The 15,876-nt window shown below is 60.2% G+C and carries 14 protein-coding genes; 4 read left to right on the top strand and 10 right to left on the bottom strand.

All coding sequences use genetic code 11. The features are described from left to right. Positions 1-94: 94 nt before the first annotated feature. Entirely contained in the window at positions 95-1,039 is a 945-nt protein-coding gene (locus tag ASD64_RS16210; RefSeq protein WP_056106886.1) for an alpha/beta hydrolase fold domain-containing protein, read from the top strand. A gap of 67 nt (positions 1,040-1,106) precedes the next feature. On the opposite strand, the gene ASD64_RS16205 is transcribed toward ASD64_RS16210, so the two are convergent. Then, entirely contained in the window at positions 1,107-2,006 is a 900-nt protein-coding gene (locus ASD64_RS16205) for a LysR substrate-binding domain-containing protein (RefSeq protein ID WP_056106884.1), read from the bottom strand. Positions 2,007-2,225: 219 nt separating this feature from the next. Here ASD64_RS16205 and ASD64_RS16200 point away from each other — a divergent pair, with 219 nt between their 5' ends. The 3 genes from ASD64_RS16200 to ASD64_RS16195 all read left to right on the top strand — a co-directional run bounded on the left by ASD64_RS16200 (position 2,226) and on the right by ASD64_RS16195 (position 4,154). Next, complete coding sequence (locus ASD64_RS16200) at positions 2,226-2,426, top strand: hypothetical protein (protein WP_056107159.1); 201 nt, start codon at positions 2,226-2,228, stop codon at positions 2,424-2,426. A 323-nt stretch (positions 2,427-2,749) separates the two neighbouring features. Next, on the top strand, positions 2,750-2,884 hold the full coding sequence (locus ASD64_RS21860) for a hypothetical protein (RefSeq protein ID WP_156460187.1): 135 nt from the start codon (positions 2,750-2,752) through the stop codon (positions 2,882-2,884). Positions 2,885-3,215: 331 nt separating this feature from the next. Continuing rightward, positions 3,216-4,154 carry a GlxA family transcriptional regulator gene (locus tag ASD64_RS16195; RefSeq protein ID WP_413813616.1) on the top strand — a complete coding sequence of 313 codons (939 nt, stop codon included), beginning with the start codon at positions 3,216-3,218 and terminating at the stop codon, positions 4,152-4,154. Positions 4,155-4,186: 32 nt separating this feature from the next. Here the strand turns inward: ASD64_RS16195 and ASD64_RS16190 are convergent, their stop codons facing one another. The 9 genes from ASD64_RS16190 to ASD64_RS16150 form a co-directional block, all read right to left on the bottom strand. Beyond that, a complete protein-coding gene (locus ASD64_RS16190; protein WP_244480819.1) occupies positions 4,187-5,005 on the bottom strand; it encodes a DUF1194 domain-containing protein in 819 nt (272 codons plus the stop codon). 141 nt (positions 5,006-5,146) lie between these two features. After that, on the bottom strand, positions 5,147-7,708 hold the full coding sequence (locus ASD64_RS16185; RefSeq protein WP_056106878.1) for a GcvT family protein: 2,562 nt from the start codon (positions 7,706-7,708) through the stop codon (positions 5,147-5,149). A gap of 136 nt (positions 7,709-7,844) precedes the next feature. Beyond that, the gene (locus tag ASD64_RS16180) at positions 7,845-8,618 is read right to left on the bottom strand and encodes an FkbM family methyltransferase (RefSeq protein ID WP_244480818.1); all 774 of its coding nucleotides are present in this window, start codon (positions 8,616-8,618) and stop codon (positions 7,845-7,847) included. Then, complete coding sequence (locus tag ASD64_RS16175) at positions 8,615-9,808, bottom strand: hypothetical protein (RefSeq protein ID WP_056106874.1); 1,194 nt, start codon at positions 9,806-9,808, stop codon at positions 8,615-8,617. The genes ASD64_RS16180 and ASD64_RS16175 overlap by 4 nt, the downstream gene beginning before the upstream one ends. A gap of 31 nt (positions 9,809-9,839) precedes the next feature. Next, on the bottom strand, positions 9,840-11,312 hold the full coding sequence (locus ASD64_RS16170) for an aspartate aminotransferase family protein (RefSeq protein ID WP_056106872.1): 1,473 nt from the start codon (positions 11,310-11,312) through the stop codon (positions 9,840-9,842). Between the two features lie 58 nt (positions 11,313-11,370). Then, entirely contained in the window at positions 11,371-12,378 is a 1,008-nt protein-coding gene (locus ASD64_RS16165) for an NAD-dependent epimerase/dehydratase family protein (RefSeq protein ID WP_056106871.1), read from the bottom strand. Continuing rightward, complete coding sequence (locus tag ASD64_RS16160; RefSeq protein ID WP_056106869.1) at positions 12,378-12,818, bottom strand: EamA family transporter; 441 nt, start codon at positions 12,816-12,818, stop codon at positions 12,378-12,380. The genes ASD64_RS16165 and ASD64_RS16160 overlap by 1 nt, the downstream gene beginning before the upstream one ends. Positions 12,819-12,938: 120 nt before the next feature. After that, complete coding sequence (locus tag ASD64_RS16155; protein WP_056106866.1) at positions 12,939-14,294, bottom strand: FAD-binding oxidoreductase; 1,356 nt, start codon at positions 14,292-14,294, stop codon at positions 12,939-12,941. Further along, positions 14,291-15,730, bottom strand: a complete 1,440-nt coding sequence (locus tag ASD64_RS16150; protein WP_056106864.1) for a UbiA family prenyltransferase — start codon at positions 15,728-15,730, stop codon at positions 14,291-14,293. Before ASD64_RS16150 ends, ASD64_RS16155 begins: the two co-directional genes overlap by 4 nt. Between the last annotated feature and the right edge of the window lie 146 nt (positions 15,731-15,876).

Here is a 15,876-nt window from a genome sequence, read left to right as displayed (position 1 = left end):
GTAGCCTCGCGCGGCGTCAGCATTGACTTTTTTCGATCGGACACGATTTCTCGCTCGAGGGGAAGTTGCAACCTGCCATTTTGCGTGGCCTGTCATGCCCAGTCTGAAAAGCCGCATCATTGCGCTTGTTCTGAAACTCAGCCGCAAGAAGGCCTTCTCGAGTCCGGAGGCCATGCACCAATGGATCGCGCACGCCAGGAAGAAGCAGAGCCACCAGCCGCCGACCTCAATAACCTCGCGTTTCGACACTACGACCCATGAAGTCGCCGGTTTCCCTGTTTATGAGATCGCACCGCGCGCAGAGATTTCCAGGCGGATTCTCTATATGCACGGCGGTGCCTATGTCTTTGAAATCACGGCCTATCATTGGGATTTTATTGCTGAGATGGCGGATCGACTTGGCTTCGGCATCACGGTGCCGATCTATCCGATCGCACCTGAGCACGATTTCCATGACATGTTCGGCATGGTCGGCGACGTCTACCGGGACATGCTCCATGAAACGGATGCGCGCGACATCGTCTTCATGGGCGATTCCGCCGGCGGCAACATGGCTGTGGTGCTAACCATGATGATGGCCGAGGAAGGTTTGCCGCCACCAGGCCGCCACGTGCTGATTTCGCCGGGCCTCGACATGTCACTCACCAATCCGCAGGTGTTCGAAGCCGAACGAACGGATCCTTGGCTGGGTATTCCAGGCGGCCTCGAGGCGATCCGCCTTTACGGTGCCGGGATGGATCGCGGCGACTGGCACATCAGCCCACTTTATGGCGATCTCTCAGTGCTGCCCAGAACGCTGCTGCTTACCGGTTCGCGCGATCTGCTAAGCCCCGACAATCTGATTTTCGTGGAGAGGGCGCGTGCCCTCGGCGTCGAGATCGACCTGTTTTACGAGGAAGGCATGTTCCACGTCTGGCCGCTGATCAGAATGCCGGAAGCACGCCGTGCCCGCGACCGCATCGTGGCTTTCCTGGACGAACCTCACCCCACTATGGAAACCGGAACAGCCGACAACAAGTCCAGTCCCAACCTGACTTGAAAACAAAGGGTTGGCACGGCTTCTTAATTCAAGTGACAGGTACGGGAACCAGCAGGCCCCCCGCGGCTCAGAACTTGCCCGTCTCGCGAAACAGTTCGAACGTTGCGCGGATATGGTCGGCAACCGCTTTCACTGGCGCACTGGCATCCGGAGAAACGACCATGGCCAGGTTGTAGTTGCCGATATTGGGCATTCCGTCCTTGGGGCCGAGTTCGACCATATCGTTGCCAAGGAACGACTTCGGCAGCGGCGCGACCGCCAGATCGGCCATGATGGCCGCGCGCTGGCCCGCCGTGTGCGAACTCATATAGGCGACGCGGTAGTCGCGCCCTTCGCGGCCCAGCGCCTCCAGCGCGCCGGCGCGCCAGGCGCAGCCCTCCTCCCAGATCGACACCGGCAATGGCTCACGCAGGTGCGCACAGCCGCCCTTGGCGCCTGCCCACACGATTGGCTCGGTCAAAAGCACTTCCGCGCCATTGGCGCTCGTCTTGTAGGAGTTGGTGAGCAGCGTAATGTCCAGCGCACGGTCGTCCATGCGTCGGCGCAGATTGACACTCTGGTCGATGGTGACGTCGACGGCGATCGAAGGATGCGACTGGGCAAAGCGCTTCAGCACATGCGGCAACACACGCTCGCCATAATCGTCCGGCGAGCCAAGCCTCACGATGCCGACAATATCAGGGATGATGAACTTGGAAACCGCCTCGCGGTTGATGGCCAGCATCCGGCGCGCATAGCCGATCAGCATCTCGCCATCGGTGGTCAGAGAGACCGAACGCGCATCGCGCGCGAAGACCGAACGGCCGAGTATATCCTCCAGTTTCTTGATCTGCATGGAGACCGCGGATGGCGTGCGGAAGACGGCAGCGGCAGCGGTCGTGAAACTGCCGGTTTCGGCAATGGCAACGAAAGTGCGCAGCACGTCGAGATCGAGTAGCGGCAAGGGGTGGTTGAGTGGAGCGTTCATTCGGATCAGCCTTCAATTTTTCTGATACAAAGCATCATTCCATTTCGATTGATTGAACATCAATTCCGGAAGATAGTCAACTCCATCGAAGGCAAGACACTGAACGCAACCCACACCGAATGCGACCGCAACAAGCCTTCGATACGGCATGCGCACCCTGCAGATCGCGCAAATCCCTACCTCCCCGGGCAATCCCGGCCAATTTGGAAGGAGAATGAAATGTCCATCCTGTCCTCCATCGGCCGCATCGCGACCGAATACAATGCAGCCCGTGCCCGCTATCAGACCGAGCGGGCGATCCGTTCCCTGCCGTTCGAACTTCAAAAAGATATAGGTTGGCCCGAAGCCAACGGTAGTGAGCCATCCTCAAGAGGCGCCTCCGTCAGGACCGGTGTCGGCATCTGGGCAGGGGCAAAGTAAACATGCACATCGAGACCGTAACCTGCCGTGTGATGAACCACGGCAGGTCCATTTCCCAGCCCGTTCTGGAGTAGGCCTGATCGTGTCGCATGACGCATATGAACAAATCGCATAGCAATGCTAAACGTAGATAACCATTTGAAATTTATTGATATTTGCACAAGGACATCAACACTTCCGGCAGCGATGTCGCATTTCCGATCAAGCGCTTCGTTTTTGCGATTTGTTTTGTGTGCTGTCGTGCTTATATGCGGTGCAACAAACGAGCTGCCCCACTCCAGAACGCGAAGGCGACCCGTCTTGGCAACTGATTGGAGATTACAATGAAGTTTCTTGCTCGCCTGTTCTCACGCCGTGAAACCAACCTGACGACTGCGCTCGAGCGTCAGCGCTTGGCTAAAACCATGCCCGGCCAGACCGCAGCAGTGGCTGCCGCTCGCCTCGGTTTCATCGCCTGATATCGATTTTTCGTCACCGCGCCGTGCGCGTGGCTGTTACGTTTGAAGCCGCGCTGGCCCTCCGGCGCGGCTTTGTTGTGCGCGCACCATGAGGATGGCTCCCTATCAGACAGGATATACAGGTGCGGACCACTATTGGCCAAAACGCGACCCTGCCGGAAAAAATATCCTGTTACCGACACTCTACCTGATTGACAGAAAAGCCTTTTCCTGATGACGCTGTGCTGATAGCGACGTTCTGTCTGCGTCATGGCATCGGGAGGGTTCCTTGAACGCTGTCAAACAACCGATCAAAAGATCGTTCGTCTTTTTTCTCGTGCCCGACTTCACCATGATCGCTTTCGCGACAGCGCTGGATCCTTTGCGATCGGCCAACCGGATGCTCGGCTACGAGGCCTACACGTGGCGTCTCACCAGCATCGACGGCAAGCCGGTGCGGGCCTCCAACGGCGTCGAATGCGCGGTGAACACTTCGCTCGAAGAAGAACGTCGGAAGATGTCCGGCGCCGACAGGCCATCCATGGCCATCGTCTGTAGCGGCTTAGAGGTCGAGAGATACCAGAACAAGTCCGCTTTCGCCTGGCTGCGCGAGGAATATAATCGCGGCGTCGCCGTTGGCGGCCTGTGCACGGGAGCGCATATCCTGGCCTCCGCCGGCCTGTTGTCCAACAAGCGCTGCGCCATCCATTGGGAAAATCTGCCGGGCTTTTCGGAGGCGTTCCCCAAGGCCAATGTCTTCGCCGATCTGTTCGAGATCGACCAGAACATCTACACCTGCGCCGGCGGCACCGCCGCGCTCGATATGATGCTGAAGCTGATCGGCGATGATTTCGACGACAATCTCGTCAACCGCGTCTGCGAGCAGGTGCTGACCGATCGTGTGCGCAGCCCGACCGACCGCCAGCGGCTACCCTTGCGCGCCCGCCTTGGTGTACAGAATTCCAAGGTCCTCACCATCATCGAACTGATGGAAGCGAACCTGGCCGAACCGCTGTCGCTGATCGAGATCGCCGACCATGTCGATCTTTCGCGCCGCCAGATCGAGCGGCTGTTCCGCTCGGAGATGGGCCGCTCGCCTGCCCGCTATTATCTCGAAATCCGGCTCGACCGCGCCCGCCATCTGCTGATCCAGTCATCGCTTCCGGTCGTGGAGGTCGCGGTGGCCTGCGGATTCGTCTCCGCGTCCCACTTCTCCAAGTGCTACCGCGAACTCTACGCCCGCTCGCCGCAGCAGGAGCGCATCGACCGCAAGCAATTGCTGGCTGCCTGACGCTAGAGCATTTTATGGACACGCTCTCGCTGTCACCGACTCTCGTCATACATCCAGTAGCGGTTACGCCAAGCTTTCTCACCCGCAAGGCAATCGCTCTCTACAGAGGCCTGTGCCATCACGATTGGCGGAAACGCAGCCTCTTCCGCAGTCCAGCGGGGTGACAGAGGTCCAGCCAGTTCGAGCACGAGTTTGCGTCGAACGGCTTCGGGAAACTGGCTCCAGTCGTTGACCGGGATCATGAAGGCGCCCGGTCCTCCGATGACACAATCGGTATAATATTGGTCCAGATTGTCCACCTCATAGCCCAAGGCGGGACCACCATTGGTCATCAGCGGCAAGCCGTTGATGGTGATGCCTTGCGCGACCAACCGGTTACGCACCACGGTCACTGGCGCTCCCTGATTGTTCGGGCCGTCGCCCGAGACGTCGATGACCCGTTTGACGCCCTCAAAGCTGCTTTCGGCGAACAGGTCGGCGCCGAATTCCAGACCGGCCGAGATGGATGTACGCCGCGCACTGTTGGGCGGATGCGCGGAAAGCTGCGCTATCACCCTTTCGGCATCGGCCCTGGTGGCAATGGCCGTCCACGGCACGACGACCTGCTGCGAGGTCACACCTGCCCATTCGACATAGGTGACGGCGATCTTGCCATGCACACCATCGGCAATGGCTTGCAGCACGCTGTCGTGGATGAGTGCGGCGGCATAGCCGTGGCGCTGGATTTCAAGCTCCACCGGCGACATCGACAAGGACACGTCCACCGCGAGAACGAGTTCGATGTCAACCGGTTCGGCCGAGACCCCCGGCGCGCTGCATAAACCGGTCAGCGCCAAAGTTGCGCCAACCATCAGGGCATGCCGTGCAGTACGCCGGAAAGCAGCCATGCCTTAAGGTACGTGAGAATTGTTTCAGGCAAAAGAACCTGCCCGCCTGTGGCTGGGCCGATCCCTTCACATTTTTGCGAACACCTGGGCTGCCTGTTCTCAGTCTTAACTCCGCGGCTTCAGGTTCTGCGGATCGTAGAGCGGTTTGTAGCCAACTCCCGCCACCTCCACGGGATAGGTCTCGCCGAAATACTCGACGCTCAGCTTACGGCCGTCCTGGCAGTAGGCCCACGGCAGATAAGCGAGAGCGATGTTCTTGCCGATGGTCGGGCCATAGGCGACCGAAGTGGTGAAGGACCGGCGGCCAAGTTCGTCAACAAGCGCTTCACCAGTCTGCGGGTCCATCACTGGCATGATACCGACCGGATAGCGGGCAACGCCCTTGGAATCGGTATTGTCGATCATGAGCAGCGTGCAAAGCATGGCCGGCTGTTGCTCGCGCGCCTTGTATTGCTCGTGCTTCGCCTTGCCACGGAAATCCGCCTCCTTGACCTTCGGGCGGGCAAGGTCAGCCTCGAACAAATTGTATTCAGTCAGCAGATCGGCATTCTGCAGGCGCAGGCTTTTCTCCATGCGGCGGGTGTTGGCATAGGTCTCGACACCGAAGGCCATAATGCCCGTCGAGCGCAACGCGTCCCATATGGCGAGACCGTCTTCATAGCGCATATGCAGTTCCCAGCCTTGCTCGCCGACATAGGAAATGCGGAAGGCCATCAAATCCTTGCCGGCGATACGGATCGGCTTGATCGCGGCAAAGGGGAAGTTTTCCAAAGACAGTCCATCCGGGTTCTCCACCACCTTTTGCAATGTGGCGCGCGCGTTCGGCCCCCAGATGCCGATGGTGACATATTTTTCGGTCACGTCGGTGACGGTGGCGTCCAGGCCACGATCCTGCGCCGTGCGCTTGATGTAGTTGAAGTCACGCGGGCCGGCATCCGCACCGTCGATGACGCGGCAGCGATCGGCCATGCGAATGACGGTCAGGTCCGCGCGCACCATGCCCTCGTCGTCGAGGAAGTGGGTGTAGATGCCCTTGCCGATATTGCCGTCGCCGCCGATCTTGGCCGCGCACAGCCATTCCATCAGCGCGACATGATCCGGGCCTTCGACATCGTACATGGCAAAGTGCGACAGGTTGACGATGCCGCAATCCTCGCTCATCGCCAAATGCTCGGCATTGGAAACGCGCCAGAAATGGCGGTTGTCCCATTCGTTCTCGCGCACTGGCACGCGGTTTCCATATTTCTCCAGAAGATGTTCGTTGGCGGCATAGCCGTGGGCGCGCTCCCAGCCGCCGAGTTCCATGAAATAGCCGCCGAGTTCCTTTTCGCGTTCATAGAAGGGCGAGTGGCGCACGTTGCGGCCGGTGGCATAGGGCTCGCGCGGATGGACCGCCGGATTGTAGATTTTCTGCGCGGCCTCGCCGCAACGGCCTTCGATGAAGCTCTCTTTCAACTGGTGCGGCGAGAAGCGGGCATAATCGATTTTTGCGTGATCGATTTCGGTGCGGCCATCGGTCATCCAGTCTGCGACCAGCTTGCCGAAGCCCGGCCCGTCTTTTACCCAGATCGCCACGGCATACCACAGGCCCCGCACCTTCTGGCTTTCGCCGATCGAGGGGCCGCCGTCGGCCGTTACCTGCAGCAATCCATTGAAGGAATGGCTTTCGTTGTAGCCCAGTTCACCCAGGATCGGCGTCAGTTCCATCGCGCGTTCGAGCGGCGCAATGATCTGATCCATGTCGAGATCGCGCTGGGAGGGTGAAAGACGAGCCTGTTCCTTCTCCAGAAGGTCGCGCGGGTGGCACAGGCGCGGATTGGTTTCCTCGTAGTAGCCCCATTCGATCTGCCCGCCTTCTGCGGTCTTGGGGTCGCCGGTATCGCGCATATAGGCCGAGTTGCCCTGGTCGCGTAGGAGCGGCCAGCCGATCTCCTTGCCGGTGCCGGCAAATTCGTTGTACGGGCCGAAAAAGGTCAACGGGTGGTCGACCGGCATCACCGGCAGATCCTCGCCAGCCATTTCCGCGATCAACCGGCCCCACAGGCCGGCGCATACCACCACATAATCGGCCATGATCGTGCCGCGATCCGTCACCACGCCCTTGATGCGGCCGTCCTCGATGACCAATGACTTGGCTGACGTGTTGGCGAAGGCCTGCAATTTGCCGGCCTCAACGCCCTGATCCACCAGTTCGCCCGCCACCGTCTGCGAACGCGGGATGACAAGGCCGGCATCGGGATCCCACATGCCGCCCTGCACCATGCTCTCTTCAATAAGCGGAAATTTCGCCTTGATCTCGGCAGGCTCGACCAGCCGCGCGCGGGTTCCGAACGCCTTGCCCGAAGTCACCTTGCGCTTGATTTCGTCCATGCGGGCATCGTCGCCGACGCGCGCGACTTCAAGACCGCCGATGCGCGCGTAGTGACCCATCTTCTCGTAGAAATCGAGAGAATAGAGCGACGTCCAGCACGACAGGAAGTCGTGGCTGGTCATGTAGCAGAAGTCGGAGGCGTGTGCCGTTGAGCCGATATCCGTTGGGATGCCCGACTTGTCGATACCGACGATATCATCCCATCCGCGCTCGATCAGGTGGTGAGCGACGGAAGCGCCGACGATGCCGCCCAGCCCGATGATGACGACCTTCGCCTTTTCAGGAAACCCTGCCATTGCCTGCGACTCCGAAATGTAAATTTCGGGCAGACTATAGAGCAGCGTGGCGCGATTACAGCCTGTTTGCGACACGGCGCGGATACAGCGCGACCGGTAGCGCTACAACGGCTGAACTGCAGCAATTTCCGGGCATTCAGGCGAAGGCCCAGACGTCTTCCGCGTAGATGCCGACGCTGTAACCGGCTGTTTTCAGCTTGACCAAGACCTCGCCTATTTCGGCGGCGGGCAAAGCACCCACTTCGACCTTGATGAGGCCTGGCCGGTAGCGATTGAGGTCGAGCTGATCGAAGACGGCCCAGTCGGCTCCCTCGCAGTCGACCAGGAAAGCGTCGATATAGTCGACGCCATGGCGATCAAGCAGCGCCTGCAAGGGCTCGGAAGCGACCTCGATGTCCTTCAGGTAGGGCGCGAATTTCGCGAAATTGTCATCCGCCTCGCCCCAGGCACTCTTGCCGGACATCAGGTTGGTGTCCATGATGGACGAACAGCCGATGAATTCGATCGGCAGCGTGCCGGCCTCCAAAGCCGCCGCGTCGAAAGTCTTGACCCTGATCGTTCCCTTCGACCGGGTAACGGCAACCGGTTCGATGATGAATCGCTCCATATCAGGATAATTGGCGCGCAAGCGCTTTTGGTTGTACGGAATCGGCTCAACCAAGAGCGCGCGCGAATTGGCGATGCGATGGAGCCAGGGCGTTACATCGTCGAACAACGCACCGTCACAAGCGCCGACATTGACCATCTGAAACGGACGCCCTCGCCCCAGACGCGCCTTCAAGGTAGCCTGGGCCAGGAACTTGGTTCCTCTAAGCGCCGCCCCTCGATCGAGAATGCCGACCGGCAGGCCGAAAGCCAGTACGATCCGCACGAATTCGAGAAACGCCGAGACTTCGCCGCCATCCATCATGAATTTTCCTTCGGCGCACAGTCGAGACGCGGTTTCCACATCACGACAAGCAGCATCGCCATGCCCGCCGTGAAAACAAAATAGAAGCGGTCGTCAGGTAGCGGAAAACTGGCGAATTTCCCAAGCAGGCCAATCGTCAGCGCAAACATGAGCGATATCTCGCGCTGGGTCCCTGCCCTGCCAGCGCGCCAAAGCAGCACCCAGCCGGCGAGCATCGCCACCAGCAACGGCGGCCAGTCATTGTCGAGCAGTGCTACCGCAGCACCACGTGCATAGCCCTTGGCGAAATCGATCAGCGAGAAGTCTGGATGGAAGCCCGTCATCGAGTTCTGGATTTCCACACAGGAGAAATAGAAATGCGCCCACCAGCCAGGGTGCCCGCCATAACGGGAGATCAGCACACATGCGGCAAACGACGCCACGAAAGTGACCGCTATCGGCAACAGTCGCCAGCCGAACAGGATCGCGGTTAGCAACAGGGCAAAGATCAGGATGATGTTGTCAGGCCGTATAACTATGGACAGGAACAGAAGTAGGCACGCAGCAACGTCGCGTTGCCTGGCCAGAAGGTACAAAGCCGCCATGGAAACGACAGCCAGAAGCATGTCCGGCGTCGCAGCCGTCATCATGTGAAAGACATCCGCCAGGATCAGCAGCGGCGCCAGGATGATCGCCCCTTGCAAGGCCTGTTCGCGGCCCAGCCACCACAGGCATATGGCCGCAAATCCGAGCGCCGGAATGATCGACAACAAGATCGCGCCCGAGGCAATGCCGGTCACGGGCTCCAGCACCCTCATCAGCCAGATATAACCGAGCTTCACCCGGTACATGGAAAGCTGCGATTCGAAATCGGCCGGATTTTCCCATTGGTGCCGGTTGTATGGATTGCCGTACTGAAGGTTGTAGAGTTGCTCTTCACGCGCACCCTCGGCGATTGCCGCCCAGGTTTCGGCGTGAAGCTCCTCAGGCGTTTCCGTGCGGTTTTCAAGCGCGGTCGCCACATAGGCGACCATGTCCCAATTGTAATCGGGGCGGGCCCAACTGTAGATCGACACGAAGACGAATACCGCAATGAAAGCTGCGGCCGCACACTTGTCGAGCAGGCTGCGCCTGGCCGCGGCCCTTGCCAGCGCATCGGCTGCACCGGTGCGCATCGCCCAGCCGATGGCAGTGCCTTGCAGGCTGGTCATCGCCGCGCCCCCAAGCCTCGATGCGCCAGCATCACTTCACCTGGCTTTTGATGAAATCCTTCACGATCGCGACGATGCCGCGCGACAAAAGGCCGTCCAGTGCATCGATGAAGCGGTCGACATGTTCGCGCTGGCAAATCAGCGGCGGTTCCAGCCGGATGACGTTGCGGTTGTATTCGGTGAAGGCAACCAGCACATCGTAGTCGCGCAGCAGCAAGGCACCTACAAAGCCCGACAGCGAGCCCTTGAGCTTGTCGTCCAGCACACTTACGAGCGGCCGCAGCACCATCGGCAAGGTCTGCGAGAAATCATGGAATTCCAGACCGACCATGAAGCCCCTGCCGCGAACATCCTTGATGATCCTGGGGTACTTGGCCTGCAGCGCCTGCAAGCGCTCCAGCAGGTACGCGCCGGTATCGGCGGCATTGTCGATAAGGCCTTCGTCGTAAAGCACATCGAGCGCTTCGATCGCCGTGACGCAGGCTTCACCCATCCCGCCGAAAGTCGCCTGCGCGTGAATCATCGCCGTCTTCGGCGTACCATAGGCCCTCATGTAAACATCACGCTTCGCGACCATCGCGCCTACCGCCGCCTTGCCGCCGCCCAGCGACTTGGCCAGCGCGGTGATGTCAGGCACGACACCGTAATGCTCGAACGCGTAGAAGCGCCCGGAACGGCCGTAGCCGCACTGCACTTCGTCCGCCACCCACAACACGCCGTATTGGTCGCAAAGCGCGCGCAGCTTCTGCCAGTAGTCGGCAGATGCCTGGATGATGCCGCCGCCGCCCTGAATGGTCTCCAGCACGATCGCGCCGATTTCGGGATCGGCGCGGAACAGCCGCTCGACCGCCTCGATATCGCCGAAAGGAACACGCGCCGTGTTGTCCATCAACTTGAATTCGCCACGGTAGAGTTGGCCGTCTGTGATGGCCAGAACGCCCTTGGTCTTGCCGTGGAAGGAATTTTCGGCATACACGATCTTCGGCCGCTTCGGCCCCGCCGCGCGCTCGGCGAGCTTTACCGCAGCTTCCATCGCCTCCGAACCCGACGAGCCCAGGAAGACCATATCGAGGTCGCCCGGCGAACAGGCGGCGATATTGTGGGCAAGGGCTGCCGCATATTGCGACATGAACGCAATCGCGATCTCTTGCCGCTTCTCTTCCTGGAATTTCAGTCGCGCATCCAGAATACGCGGATGGTTGTGGCCGAATGCCAGCGACCCGAAACCACCGAAGAAATCGAGGATCTTGCGGCCGTTCTGGTCGATGTAGAACATGCCTTCCGCACGCTCGATCTTGATCTTGTGGAAGCCGAGCAGCTTCATGAAATGCAACTGGCCCGGATTGATATGAGCCTTGAACAGATCGGTGATGCGGGCGACGTCAAGTGCCTTGGCCTGTTCGACGCTGATCAGGTCGGGCTTGGGCGTGGCGGCAGGCGACAGGCCTTGTGCAGTCACGACTGCGCGGGCGGTGGACTGTTCAGGTTTGGTCATGACTGTCATCCGATACTCCTGTCTGCTTGCGCCGCCGGCAATTCCGCCTGCTTCGCACGAAATGAAACTACTCGGCCGGGGCGTGCCGCGCCGCCAGCGAATGCCCATCCTTCTTGGCGCGGTATTCGCTGTAGGCCGCGATCAGCATGTCCTCGTCGCGATACTTTGGCACCCAGCCGAGTTGCCGCTCGGCCTTTGACACGTCGAGCACGCATTCCTCATCGGCAATCAGGTACTGCTCAGGATCCATGATCGGCAGGTTCATGAGATCGAACAGATCGAGGGCGCGCTTGACCGCCCAGCCCGGTGTCGGGATGAGCAGCGACTTCGAGCCGGCATGCTTGACCAGATCGCCCAGCAGCTTCCTGACCGGAGGCGGATTGAGGGAGCCCAGATTGTAGGCCTCATTCGGTACGCCCGCCTTCCAGGCAGCGCGCGCAGCCTCCGCGCAGTCGAACACCGAGATGAACTGGTAGGGGTTTTTACCCGAACCGATCATCGGCACCGGAAGGTTCATATCGATCAGCTTGAACAGCTTTTCGAGGATGCCGAGGCGGCCGGGGCCGATGATGAGGCGAGGGCGAAACAGCGAAACCTGCATGCCGCGCTTGCGCCATTCCGCCGCCAGTTCCTCGGTCATCTGCTTGGAAAGACCGTACTCACCGAGCGGCGCGACCGGATGGTCCTCCTTCATCGGCGTGACGACGGTGTGGCCGTAGATCATGTCGGTCGTGAAATGCACCAGCTTGGAGGCGCCGGCCGCATCCATCGCCTCAATGATGTGAATCGTGCCGTAATAGTTGACCGGAAAGAAGAAGTCGTGCCGCTTCGCCCTGGTCTGGATCGGAGACAGCATCTTGGCCGACAGGTTGTAGACCATGTCGTCAGGCTTCAGCCCAACCGCCTCCACCGAGGTTGAATCCGTGACATCGCACTTCACGAACCGAACGGAGCGATAGTGCGAAAGATCGCTCTTGACGATGTCCGCCACGACCACCTCTGCGCCATCTGCCAGCAGCTTAGGAGCAAGGTGGCACCCGACAAATCCGTCGCCGCCGAAAATAACGTGTCTCATCATACGATCTCGCTGGTAGTGATCTTGTCAGTGGAATGGGAAGCCGCCGCCTCGTCGTGACCTGCCCCCTCCCGACCGCTCTGCGCAATCAGGACGGTGCCGACGCAGATGAAGGCGATGCCGGCGATGCGCCAGCCATTGAGGTCTTCGCGGAAGACGAAATAGGCAAACACAGCCACCGCCACATAGGCGAGGCTGAGGAACGGATAGGCGAAGGACAGCTCGACCTTGGACAGCACGTAAAGATGCGACGCCATCGAAATGACGAACGTGCAAAGGCCGAGAAACACCCACGGGCTGAACACGATCTGCAGCAGTCTCACCAGTGGATTGACGCCTTCAAACGAGATGGGGCCAAGCGACATCATGCCTTGCTTCAGCATGAGTTGAGCTGCGGCATTGGTCATCACTGTAAACAAAATGAAAGCCAAGTATTTCATGTCATTCCCACGTCACTTACGGCAGTACTACGAACAAAAGAACATTCCGTGAAATGGAGCGGATATTTTTAGGTAATCAAAAATTGTATTTCTGTTTACCAAAACCGCTTCAATTCTTCCCTATTCGGCGGCTTCGGCGAGGCCCTGGCCCGTCCCACCCATGCGACCAGCCGTTCGCACCCAGAACGACGATTGGAACGCCTGGTCCCGTGCCGCTTCGAGCCGCCGCCAATCAGGAAAGGAGGCCGCGAAAGTCTCCGCGCTCATGCGCGCGTCCTTGTAGGGGTTGACCGCGCCGCCCGCCTGGACCGTGATGTGGTCGAGTTCAGCCAGCAGCTTGATCGTCGGCTCACCGCGATTGGGGAAATCGAGCGTCAGCGTATAGCCTGGGCGCGGAAACGACAGCAACGCTGGCGAGCGCACGGAACCGAACCGCTTCAACACGGTGAGGAACGACCCCTGCCCCGCCCGTCTGGTCGCCTCCAGCAATGCGGGCACAGCCTCGCGCGCCATCGCGTCAGGCACCACGCTTTGATGCTGGAACAGGCCTTTCGGCCCGTAGAGCCGGTTCCAGTCGCGAACGCCGTCAAGTGGAAAGAAGAAGCCTTGATAGCCGCTTTGATGCGGCTGCGCCGACCTTCCCTTGCGCCAGCGATAAGCGCCGTTGAAGGCACGCAAGAATGGACGGTTTAGCATCGCGAAAGGCGGTTGGAAGGGCACCGACAGGCGAGCGGGCGAGTGGTTGACCGCCCTCGATCCGTCGTCGGCGTGATTTCCGGTAAACAGCAGCCCGCGACCCGCCCTGCTGCCGCTCGCCAACTGGTCTATCCAGGCGACCGCATATTCATTGTCCCGGTCAGCAGCCTCGGCAAGGGCGAAGAACTCGTCGATGTTCCTGAACGGGATGACCTGTTCCATGATGTCGAGCGATGGCACCCGCATCAAGCGGATCGACGCGGAAAGGATCAGTCCCGTCAGTCCCATGCCGCCGATGGTTGCCCAGAAAAGGCGCGTGTTCTCCATTTGGGAGCAGCGATAGGTCCGGCCATCCGAGCGCAGCAGAGTCAAGGCTTCGACATGGCACCCAAAGGTGCCGCGCCGATGGTGGTTCTTGCCATGAACGTCGTTGGCGATCGCGCCGCCCAGGGTCACGAACTGCGTACCCGGCACGACAGCGGGGAAATAGCCGAAAGGTGCGGCAAAGCCGATGATATCCGACAGCAGCATGCCGGCCTCGGCTTCCAGCAGGCCAGTTTTGGGATCGAAAGCACGCAGGCTCTTGAGAGAACGCATGTCGACAACGGCCCCGGTCAGGTTCTGGCAGGAATCGCCGTAGGAACGACCATTGCCGTAGCCAAGCAAAGAGCCGGCCGACGCCTGGCCGGATTTGAGCAGTTCGATGGCTTCGCCCGCCGCCATGAAATGCGGCGCCGGCGGTGTGGCCTGGCCGAAACTGGAATAGGGGCCAGCTTTCATGGCCACAAGCTTCCGGCAGCCAGAAGCAGCGCGCCGGCAACGATCACGATCTGGCTGCGCCAATCGCGAATGACGAAGACGACGGGGTCGTCGTGCATCTCGTCCCTGCGGGCCAGGATCCAGACGCGCATGGTCATATAGAGCACGATCGGCGGCAGCGGCCACATCATCCAGGGATGCGCATAGAGTTCGCGCACCGCCGTGCTGTCCAGGTAAAGCGCCAGAACCAGCGCAGACGAGAACGCCGAAGCCATGCCGGCCTGTGCCACGATCTCCTGATCCTCATAGCGATAGCCGCGTCCGGCGATGCGCTCTCCGGCGGTAAGGCTGGTGGAACGCAGTTCGACGAAGCGCTTCACCAAGGCCAGCGACAGGAAGAAGAAGATCGAGAATGCCAACAGCCAGAACGAAACGTCGGTGCCGGTCGCGGCCGCACCCGCCACCACGCGGATTGTGTAGAGACCCGCAAGCGTCAGCACATCGATCAAGAGCATGCGCTTCAGGGCCAGCGAATAGGCGGTCGTGATCACGAGATAGCCGGTGAGCACGAGCATGAATTCGGCCGGCAGCATGAGCGCCGCGCCAAGCCCTACAGCAAGCAGAACGCCAATCGACCAGATACCGGAGGGGATCGACAATGCGCCGCTCGCGAACGGCCGGAGGCGCTTGGTTGGATGCTGGCGGTCCAGCGGTAGGTCGAAGAAATCGTTGAGAATATAAATCGCGGAAGCCACTGCACTGAACGAAACGATCGCCAGCGCGCATTGCACGACCATCTGCATGTTGAGATACTCATGCGACAGCACCATCGGTACGGCGATCAGGCTGTTCTTCAGCCACTGATGGCAGCGCAACATCCTGAAGATGGTCTTTGAGGTCGGTTTCGCTCCGGCCATGACCTCGCAGTCATGCCGGGCCTGCCAGCGAGCGGCACGACGATCAGGCGCGACAACGATTACGGTGCGGGCAGCGTCGAAGACATCGAGGTCGTGACGGCTGTTGCCCGCATAGTCGAAACCGCCGTCGCCATAAGCGGCGACAAGCGCCTCACGCTTGCGCGACGAGGTCAGGTTGTGCGTCCCGTCGGTTGCAAGGACATGATCGAAAATGCCGAGGTGGGCCGCGACAGCCTCGGCGAACCTGCGCGGCGTGCCTGTCGCAAGCACGATCTTGCGGCCATCGGCGTGATCGGCCTGCAACCGGGCCAGCAAATGCTCCCGATAGGGCAGCGACGCAGCGTCGATCTCGACCCTTTCCGCAATTTTCTGCTTCAGGCGTGCGGGGCCACCGACAAGCCAGATCGGAATGAGAAGCAGGTAGAGCGGGTTCTTCCTGAGCAGTGCAAACAGACCCTCCCACAAGAGGTCGGTCGCGATCAGCGTGCCGTCGAGATCGACCGCAAGCGGCATCGCGTTCCTTTCCGACCGCACGTCCATGTTTGGCGCCCCAGTTTGTTGCCTGCCCGCTGCCGGTATAGCGGCGTGCGCCCAAGCGAACGTTAAAAAGTCCCGAGACTGACGGGAGGGCGGCCCGAATTTCGGCCGGTATCGTTAAGTTCGCCTTGCTTCAAACGATAAAAGGC

It is taken from the genome of Mesorhizobium sp. Root157 (genome assembly GCF_001427385.1).
GTDB lineage: Bacteria > Pseudomonadota > Alphaproteobacteria > Rhizobiales > Rhizobiaceae > Mesorhizobium.
Note: the sequence above shows the minus strand (reverse complement) of the source record. Positions and strands in the feature narration are given on the sequence as shown.

Excerpts from the sequence above, each read along its gene's own strand:
- ASD64_RS16210 (WP_056106886.1), top strand. The coding sequence starts at position 95 with ATGCCCAGTCTGAAAAGCCGCATCATTGCGCTTGTTCTGAAACTCAGC.
- ASD64_RS16205 (WP_056106884.1), bottom strand. The coding sequence starts at position 2,006 with ATGAACGCTCCACTCAACCACCCCTTGCCGCTACTCGATCTCGACGTG.
- ASD64_RS16200 (WP_056107159.1), top strand. The coding sequence starts at position 2,226 with ATGTCCATCCTGTCCTCCATCGGCCGCATCGCGACCGAATACAATGCA.
- ASD64_RS21860 (WP_156460187.1), top strand. The coding sequence starts at position 2,750 with ATGAAGTTTCTTGCTCGCCTGTTCTCACGCCGTGAAACCAACCTGACG.
- ASD64_RS16195 (WP_413813616.1), top strand. The coding sequence starts at position 3,216 with ATGATCGCTTTCGCGACAGCGCTGGATCCTTTGCGATCGGCCAACCGG.
- ASD64_RS16190 (WP_244480819.1), bottom strand. The coding sequence starts at position 5,005 with ATGGTTGGCGCAACTTTGGCGCTGACCGGTTTATGCAGCGCGCCGGGG.
- ASD64_RS16185 (WP_056106878.1), bottom strand. The coding sequence starts at position 7,708 with ATGGCAGGGTTTCCTGAAAAGGCGAAGGTCGTCATCATCGGGCTGGGC.
- ASD64_RS16180 (WP_244480818.1), bottom strand. The coding sequence starts at position 8,618 with ATGATGGATGGCGGCGAAGTCTCGGCGTTTCTCGAATTCGTGCGGATC.
- ASD64_RS16175 (WP_056106874.1), bottom strand. The coding sequence starts at position 9,808 with ATGACCAGCCTGCAAGGCACTGCCATCGGCTGGGCGATGCGCACCGGT.
- ASD64_RS16170 (WP_056106872.1), bottom strand. The coding sequence starts at position 11,312 with ATGACAGTCATGACCAAACCTGAACAGTCCACCGCCCGCGCAGTCGTG.
- ASD64_RS16165 (WP_056106871.1), bottom strand. The coding sequence starts at position 12,378 with ATGAGACACGTTATTTTCGGCGGCGACGGATTTGTCGGGTGCCACCTT.
- ASD64_RS16160 (WP_056106869.1), bottom strand. The coding sequence starts at position 12,818 with ATGAAATACTTGGCTTTCATTTTGTTTACAGTGATGACCAATGCCGCA.
- ASD64_RS16155 (WP_056106866.1), bottom strand. The coding sequence starts at position 14,294 with ATGAAAGCTGGCCCCTATTCCAGTTTCGGCCAGGCCACACCGCCGGCG.
- ASD64_RS16150 (WP_056106864.1), bottom strand. The coding sequence starts at position 15,730 with ATGGACGTGCGGTCGGAAAGGAACGCGATGCCGCTTGCGGTCGATCTC.